This window comes from Acetobacter lambici, from assembly GCF_011516885.1.
Classification (GTDB): Bacteria; Pseudomonadota; Alphaproteobacteria; order Acetobacterales; family Acetobacteraceae; genus Acetobacter; species Acetobacter lambici.
On sequence record NZ_WOTD01000001.1, the window covers coordinates 426,711 to 434,021 of the forward strand.

The 7,311-nt window shown below is 59.6% G+C and carries 6 protein-coding genes and 1 pseudogene; 2 read left to right on the top strand and 5 right to left on the bottom strand.

Annotation, left to right across the window (positions count from 1 at the left end; translation table 11 throughout):
- Positions 1 to 109: 109 nt before the first annotated feature.
- The 3 genes from GOB86_RS02010 to GOB86_RS02020 are packed head-to-tail and all read right to left on the bottom strand — an operon-like array spanning position 110 to position 2,920.
- The gene (locus GOB86_RS02010) at positions 110 to 997 is read right to left on the bottom strand and encodes an S-methyl-5'-thioadenosine phosphorylase (protein ID WP_165990695.1); all 888 of its coding nucleotides are present in this window, start codon (positions 995 to 997) and stop codon (positions 110 to 112) included.
- Positions 984 to 1,745: a cytochrome c1 gene (locus GOB86_RS02015; RefSeq protein ID WP_165990696.1), complete on the bottom strand. Its 762-nt coding sequence runs from the start codon at positions 1,743 to 1,745 to the stop codon at positions 984 to 986. The genes GOB86_RS02010 and GOB86_RS02015 overlap by 14 nt, the downstream gene beginning before the upstream one ends.
- Entirely contained in the window at positions 1,742 to 2,920 is a 1,179-nt protein-coding gene (locus GOB86_RS02020; RefSeq protein ID WP_165990697.1) for a cytochrome b, read from the bottom strand. Before GOB86_RS02020 ends, GOB86_RS02015 begins: the two co-directional genes overlap by 4 nt.
- A 169-nt stretch (positions 2,921 to 3,089) precedes the next feature.
- Here GOB86_RS02020 and hemF point away from each other — a divergent pair, with 169 nt between their 5' ends.
- Both hemF and GOB86_RS02030 read left to right on the top strand, forming a co-directional pair.
- Complete coding sequence (gene hemF, locus GOB86_RS02025; RefSeq protein ID WP_165990698.1) at positions 3,090 to 4,004, top strand: oxygen-dependent coproporphyrinogen oxidase; 915 nt, start codon at positions 3,090 to 3,092, stop codon at positions 4,002 to 4,004.
- 101 nt (positions 4,005 to 4,105) lie between these two features.
- Positions 4,106 to 5,248, top strand: coding sequence for a hypothetical protein (locus GOB86_RS02030; protein ID WP_165990699.1), 1,143 nt, complete (start codon positions 4,106 to 4,108; stop codon positions 5,246 to 5,248).
- On the opposite strand, the gene GOB86_RS02035 is transcribed toward GOB86_RS02030, so the two are convergent.
- Both GOB86_RS02035 and GOB86_RS02040 read right to left on the bottom strand, forming a co-directional pair.
- Entirely contained in the window at positions 5,225 to 5,860 is a 636-nt protein-coding gene (locus GOB86_RS02035) for a Smr/MutS family protein (protein ID WP_165990736.1), read from the bottom strand. The two genes, GOB86_RS02030 and GOB86_RS02035, sit on opposite strands and share 24 nt — an antisense overlap.
- 161 nt (positions 5,861 to 6,021) lie before the next feature.
- Positions 6,022 to 7,137, bottom strand: a pseudogene (locus GOB86_RS02040) (cytochrome c peroxidase); the annotation flags it as partial.
- Between the last annotated feature and the right edge of the window lie 174 nt (positions 7,138 to 7,311).

The following is a 7,311-nucleotide window of genomic DNA, read 5'->3' on the forward strand; positions in this document are numbered from 1 at the left end:
ACCCCCACAAAGCAGAACGGGCGAACCCCGCAGGCCCGCCCGTTCCCCATAACCGAGACCGATAGACCCGTAAGGCTCAAACCCCACAGGCCATCAGGTATGCTCTGTTTTAAATAACCCGCCCGGCAATGGTTTTGAGCTTGCCCATCAGTTCCGGGTCGCGCGCATCGGGGGCGGTAATCAGGGCGTATTCCAGCGCACGGTCACAGCCTGCGCTGCACAGGCCGCGCTTTTTGCCGCCCAGTGCGGGAATGACCGCCTTGACCAGCGCCTTGGCCTTGGCGGAGTTGGCCTGCATGGTTTTTACAACGCTTTCCACTGTCACGTTATCATGCTCGGTGTGCCAGCAGTCATAATCGGTCACCATGGCCACGGTGGCGTAGCAGATCTCGGCCTCACGGGCCAGGCTGGCCTCTGGCATGTTGGTCATGCCAATGACCGAGCAGCCCCATGTGCGGTAGAGTTCGCTCTCCGCCCGTGTGGAAAACTGCGGCCCTTCCATGACCAGATACGTACCCTTGCGCGTGGCCTCAATACCAAGCCGGTCGGCTTCGGCCTTGAGCACATCGCCCACGCGGTTGCACAGCGGGTCCGCCATGGAAATATGGGCAACACACCCTGTATCAAAAAAACTTTTATCCCGCGCAATGGTGCGATCAATAAACTGGTCAATGATCACGAACCGACCCGGTGGCAGTTCCTCCTTGAGCGAACCCACAGCGGAAAGGGACACAATATCGGTCACGCCAGAAATTTTAAGCGCGGCAATATTGGCCTTGTAATTCAGCCGTGAGGGCGGAATGGGGTGACCACGACCATGGCGGGGCAGAAACACGCATTTTACGCCATCCAGCCGACCAAACAGGAGCTGGTCGGAAGGTTTGCCCCACGGCGTTTCCACCGTGCGCCATTCCTTGTCTTCCAGACCATCAATATCATACAGGCCCGACCCGCCAACCAGACCGATAACGGGTTCCACAACTTCATTTTCTGACATCAGACCAGATTCTCCGGTTTAAAATCGCAAACAGCACGGCAAGAAAGCACAGATACAGCCCCGCTCCCACACCCAACCTGCGGCGCTGGTCCTGATAGGGGGCGGAAACCCATGCAAGGAACGTTGTAACGTCCCGCGCCTCGGCCTGCACATCCGGCACTGTGCCATCTGCATATTTGACCTCGTTGCCATGCAACGGCGGGGGCATGGCCGTAAAGTGGCCAATGGCATAGGGGTTAAAAAAACCGCGCCCTTTCTGCCGTTCGGCCTGTGGCGCATACCCGGTTAGCAGACCGTACACCCTGTCCGGCCCACCGGGATAAACCTTGAGAATGCGCGAAAGATCAGGCGGGACAACCCCCTGATTGGCCGCCAGTGCCGCCTCCGGCCCAAAATAGGGGGATGGCAGGGCGTCATCAGGGCGGGCGGGGCGGTGCTTCAGTCTGCCCTCCGCATCCAGCCCGTCTGGCACCTGCCATGTGGCCGCCAGTGCCGCGACCTCCGCAGTTTGCATGCCCATACCCGTAAAATCGGAAAAATGAAGCTGGGACAGACTGTGGCAGGATGCGCAGGACCCCGCAAAAACCGCATAGCCGCGCTGGACTGCCGCCAGATCAAAATGCCCCAGAGCCCCCGCAAAGGACCATTGCTGCCGCGCGGGCTGGACTGGCCCGCCCGAGGGCTGCGCCCACGCCGCGCAAGCCCAGAGCATACCAGCCCCAATAGCCATAAACCGCCGGGGCATCATGCCGCACCTCCGCGCTGCAAACGGCCAGAAAGGGGCAGATAGGCCAGAAAGTAAGCGTAATACCCAACCATGCCCAGCCGCGCCACCAGCAGCCAGTAGCCCTGCATATGGTGCAGGCCCGCACAAGCGGCTGCTACAGCCGAACAGATGAGCACAGCCACCGCAAAAACCCGGACCAGAGCAGGCGCGCCACAGGCTGCCCCTGCCCTGCGGTCCAGCCATGGCACGGCAAACAGCACGGCCACCGCACCACCGGAAAGCAGCAGCCCCCCCAGCTTGAACGGCACAGCCTGCATCATTCCGTAAAAAGGCAGAAAATACCATTCAGGCTCAATATCCGCCGGAGTATGCAGCGGGTTGGCTGGGCGGTAATTAGCAGGCTCGGCGATCAACTCCGGCCAGAAGCACAACACCCCAACAAAAGTTATAGCCACCAGCACAATGGCCAGCATGTCCCGCACCGTAAAATAAGGATGAAAAGGCAATGCTCCGGTTACCTCCACCGGGCGGGCGGACGGGCTGGAACTGCCGCGTGCATGCACATGGGCAATGTGGCCTGCAACCATAGCCACAATCAGGAACGCCAGACCAAAATGCAGCGCAAACATACGGTGCAGGGTTGGCGTGCCCGGTGCATCCCCCCCCAGAAAAACGCCCTCCAGCCAACCACCAACCAGTGGGAGCGCCCCCACGGCCTTGCCTGCCACATCCGCCCCCCAATAGGACATCTGCCCCCATGGCAGCACATAACCTGCAAAAGCTGTAACCATAACCATAACCAGCAGGCCGCACCCGCTCAGCCACACAGCCCTGCGTGGCGGCTGATAGGAGCGATAGTACAGCCCCCGCAGCAGGTGGATATACAGCGCCAGCATAAAAAAGGATGCGCCGGTCATGTGCATGGCGCGCAGCAGCCAACCTGCGGGCATGCGCCGTTCGATCCCTTCGACCGAACCAAAAGCCAACCCGGCATCGGGCGTGTAGGCCAGTGTAAGCGTTAGCCCGCTCAGCAGCATAAGAGCCAGAATGGCGCACAGAATGGCCCCTATGGTCCACAGCCAGTTCAGGTCCGCAGGCAGGGGCAGGCGGCCGTAGGCTCTAACCCACGCACCGGGCTGGTCCTGCGCCGCAGGCTCCGTGTCGTGCCCATTGTGGCAGACTGGTTTGCCAGCCATTGCACCCCTCCCCCATGACCCGCCACACCGTGGGCGAACTCCGGTTCCCGTTTAACGATGAACCGGGCGATCTTGCAATGACCGGCCCTAAGGCGCACCCCTTGAAAAAATGCCCAAAGCCGATTCTCTGCTTGCCGGGCAGCAGACCAGTATGGAAAGAGCTTTATACATGACGCCAACAAAGCCCGCCTCTGTTCCCTCGCACGACAAGCTCAAGGACGCGGCCAGCACATGGTTTGAAACGCTGCGTAACCAGATATGCGCAGCCTTTGAAGCCATTGAGACAGACGCCGCCGCACGAAACAGCCCGGTCCTACCCGGCCACGAACAACCCGCCCGCTTTGAACGCAAAAGCTGGAACCGCCAGAACGAGGACGGAACCCCCGGTGGTGGCGGTGTAATGAGCCTGATGCATGGCCGGGTTTTTGAAAAAGTGGGGGTAAACATCTCCACCGTGGAAGGCACGTTCTCCCCCGACTTTGCAACGTCCATTCCCGGCGCAACCGAAAACCCGCATTTTTTTGCAACCGGCATCAGCCTTGTTGCGCATATGTGCAACCCGCTGGTTCCCGCTGCCCATTTTAACACCCGCATGATCATTACAACGCAGGGCTGGTTTGGTGGTGGGGGCGATATTACGCCCATGTTCCCCGAAAGTGCGGAGGCTCAGGATGATGCCGCCACCTTCCACGCAGCCTTCGCCAAAGCCTGCAATACGCATGACCCGGATTATTATCCCCGCTTCAAGGCATGGTGCGACAAGTACTTCTACCTTCCCCACCGCAACGAACCGCGCGGCCTTGGCGGCATTTTTTATGATCGGCTGGACAGCGGCAACGCGGATGAGGACTTTGCCTTTACCAAGGATGTCGGGCTTGCTTTTCTGGATGCGTATCCACGCATTATCCGTGGCCGCATGATGGAACACTGGACCCCCGAACAGCGCGACGCCCAGCTTGTGCGCCGTGGCCGCTACGTGGAGTTCAATCTGCTGCACGACCGTGGCACCCTATTCGGGCTCAAGACCGGGGGGAACACGGAAGCCATTCTGATGAGCATGCCACCAGAAGTTAAATGGCCGTAATAAAATGGCCGTGTTTCTGCCTTTAATTTCGCATAGTATGGAGCGGCGATAACCACAATGAAGGCTATTGGTGTTTGTCTACTCTCATCCCGGCTTCTTCAATGACGCGTCAACACCAAGGCCCTGCCCTGTCCCGCCGCCTGTTTATAAGCGGCGCGCTGGGATGTGTGGCTACAACCGCCACCGCCCATGCGGCGGATGACATTCTGGTCGGCCCTGCGGCGACCCCCACATCCGACCAGACAACAAAGCTGATTGTGGCTGGCAGTGCGGAAACCCCTTGCGGCGCATGGGCCAGCCGACTGGCCCCGGACATGGCCGAAGAACTGGGGCAACCCCCCTTTGAACTCACCTTTACCACCGGGTGGGACGGGGTAACCGGTGCAAATCTGTTTGATGCGCAGGAACAGTTAAGCAGCGCCTCCAGCACGCTACTGGTGCCCGGCACAGCACTGATGGCCTCCATGACCGGGGACAGCCGCGTGCATTACGCCTACCAGCGCTGGTCGCCCGTCCTCACAATCTGCCAGCCCAGCGTGGTTGTGGGGCATGTCAGCCTCCATCGCTCGCTTGGGGTTATTTTAAGCAGCAAGACCACCCGTGTTGCGGTTTCCACCCCCACCGGGCCGGAACTCCCCACCCTTCTGGCATTTGACCTGCTGGCCCTGCGGCCCCTGCCGGTCAGCGGCTACGCAACACCAGACGCCGCCATGGCCGCCCTGACCGGCGGACTGGTGGATGCCATTCAGCTCCCCATGGACGCGGCACTTAAGGACCGGCTGGCCATGCTGGACAAGTTGGGGTTTATACCGCTCTTCCTCAACACCGTCGCACAGCAGGGCCCCACACCGGCGGACATGGAACTCCCCCCCACGTTTCCAACCGTCTTATTGCGTGAACGCAGAACATCCACTCCGGCTTTTCTGCCCCAGGCTTGGCAGGCCATTGCCTCTGCCGCCAGCCTTAAGGCCGCCCTTGTTCTGCCTTTGCTGACCCCACCAGCCAAAGTCGCGCGCTGGCGCCATGCGGCGGAAACATGTGCTGCCAAACTCAGCCTGCAACAGATTGCTCTGGCCAATGGCCAGACCGTGCTTTCGGGCAGCAAATGCATTGCCTATTACGCCATGGCAACACCCGACGTTAACGTGGGTATGGCGCTGCGCCGCTGGCTGGCTCTTAACCTACCGCGCTGGCGGAGCGCTCTGCCCGCCGTGCAGGCTCTACCGCCTGCGCCTGCGCAGTAAAACCCGGACAGACCCCTTATTACCCATATGCGGGTAAGCCAGCCCCAGAATGCGCGAACGCATTTCTGGCCGTTCCAGCCAGTGGGGCAGTTCGCGCCGTAAAATACCGCCTTCGTGCCCTGTTCCCAGACCAGTAATAATTTCCACGCAGCGCAGGCCGCGATGAGCCGCAACATCCATAAATTCCATCAGGCGCACAAACGCTTCCTGCGCGACCATACCGTGCAGGTCCAGCCGCTTTTCCACGCGCATGTCCCCCTGGTGGAAACGCCGCCAGCTATAATCATCCACACCGGGCTGGCGCTGGCCAATTTTTTCCGCAATCGGGGGGGCTGGCCGCAATGTTACGGTGGGTGGAGCCACAGGCAGAGCCGCCAATGGGCGCTCCGTCCATAACAGGCTCCCTGCGGGCCTGACCCCAGACTGGCTCTTTTTATAATTTTTTTGCGGAATAGCTGTAACCGCTGCGGGAATAGCAGGGTCTTCCACCGCAAATGCCGTATCTGCCGCAGGAGGTACAAGGCTTGGGCTGGTCAGGGGGGCCACGTCACGCACCACCAGCGCCCAGAGCTGCTTTTCCGCCTCCTGTAACTGACGCCGCCTTTTTACCACCCTGTCACCCACCGCGCTCTGTTTACACCAATCTGGTCCGTGCAGGGTTCAACCGCAAACACAAACGGCCCGCCCAGCAGGCTTTATCGCCTGCGAGCGAGCCGTTGTTCAAGCAAAGAAAGCGGGCACCTGCAAAGATGCCCGCCCAAAATGCCCCTGTTTTACTGCTTTATATCTGTCAGGGCGTGACCATCATACTTGCCGGTCAGGCTCTGAAGGAAGGCGACGATATCCGCCACGTCCTGATCAGACGGATTGGCATCCGGGGTCTGGTAATGCGCCATTTTACGCACGGCTTCGTCCAGTGTTTTAACGCTGCCATCATGGAAGTACGGCGCACTCAGGGCGATGTTGCGCAAAGTGGGCACCACAAAGCGGTTTTCGTCCAACTTGTTGTGGCTAATGGCGTAAATGCCTTCATCCGCATCCGTCAGTTTGCCACCACGGTCCTTGAAGTAATCGGACTCCAGCCCCATGACCTCATAACCACCGCCGCCAACGCCAATACCGCTATGGCAACCCGAGCAGCCAATGGCCTTGAACCGCTCATAGCCACGTTTGGCCTGCGCGCTAATCGCATCCTCCTTGCCCTTGAGATATTCATCAAACGGGCTGTCGGGGGTGATCAGGGTTTTTTCAAACTCGGCAATAGCCTGCGTAATGGTCTGCTCTCCAACCTGCACATCCGGGCCAAAGGCGGCCTTGAACATGCCGGTGTAATCGGGGTCGGTCGCCAGTTTGGCGGCCACTTCGGACCAGTCATGCGAGCCCATTTCCAGCGGGTTCATGACCGGGCCTGCGGCCTGTGCGGCAAGATCAGGCGCGCGGGCGTTCCAGAACTGGGCAACCTTGAAATACGCATCGTACACGGTGGGCACGTTGATCGGGCCTTTTTGACCACCAATCCCCGTTGCCGTGACCAGATTATCAACCCCGCCCTTATCCAGACCATGGCAGCTTGCGCAGTTGAGCGTATTGTCGCCAGACAGTTTTTTATCAAAGAACAGCTTTTTGCCCAGCGCCACCTTTACAGGGTCAACTTCCACGCTTTCTGGCACGGGGCGCACGGGTTCGGCAGCCAATGCCTCGGTTGCACCCGTGTTGGCGTAGTATTTGCGCCGGGTCTGCTGCACCCAGGCCAGAATGCTCTGGCGCTCCGCATTGGACAGATGGGCATGCCAGTGCAGCAGCAGATACTGCGCAGGCGGCATGCGGTTCTGCACGATCACTTCCTCAATGCGGGACAGTTCTTCTTCCGACGGCGGCGTACCGTGTTCAACGCGGAAATCTCACAGAAGGGTTGTACATCGGGTTAGATTATGAAAAAGTCTGTTTTGTAGAAAAGAAATTTTCGTAAGCTATAAGAAAACCCGATGCAGACAGAGTGTAGCGCAGGCGCGTATGAGTTTCCAGCCTCCTGTGGACGGCGTGTTGTGGCCCGTTTTGACGGG

What these genes read in the sequence shown, in the direction of transcription:
- GOB86_RS02015 (WP_165990696.1), bottom strand. Translation starts at nt 1,745, where the DNA reads ATGATGCCCCGGCGGTTTATGGCTATTGGGGCTGGTATGCTCTGGGCT.
- GOB86_RS02030 (WP_165990699.1), top strand. Translation starts at nt 4,106, where the DNA reads ATGACGCGTCAACACCAAGGCCCTGCCCTGTCCCGCCGCCTGTTTATA.
- hemF (WP_165990698.1), top strand. Translation starts at nt 3,090, where the DNA reads ATGACGCCAACAAAGCCCGCCTCTGTTCCCTCGCACGACAAGCTCAAG.
- GOB86_RS02020 (WP_165990697.1), bottom strand. Translation starts at nt 2,920, where the DNA reads ATGGCTGGCAAACCAGTCTGCCACAATGGGCACGACACGGAGCCTGCG.
- GOB86_RS02010 (WP_165990695.1), bottom strand. Translation starts at nt 997, where the DNA reads ATGTCAGAAAATGAAGTTGTGGAACCCGTTATCGGTCTGGTTGGCGGG.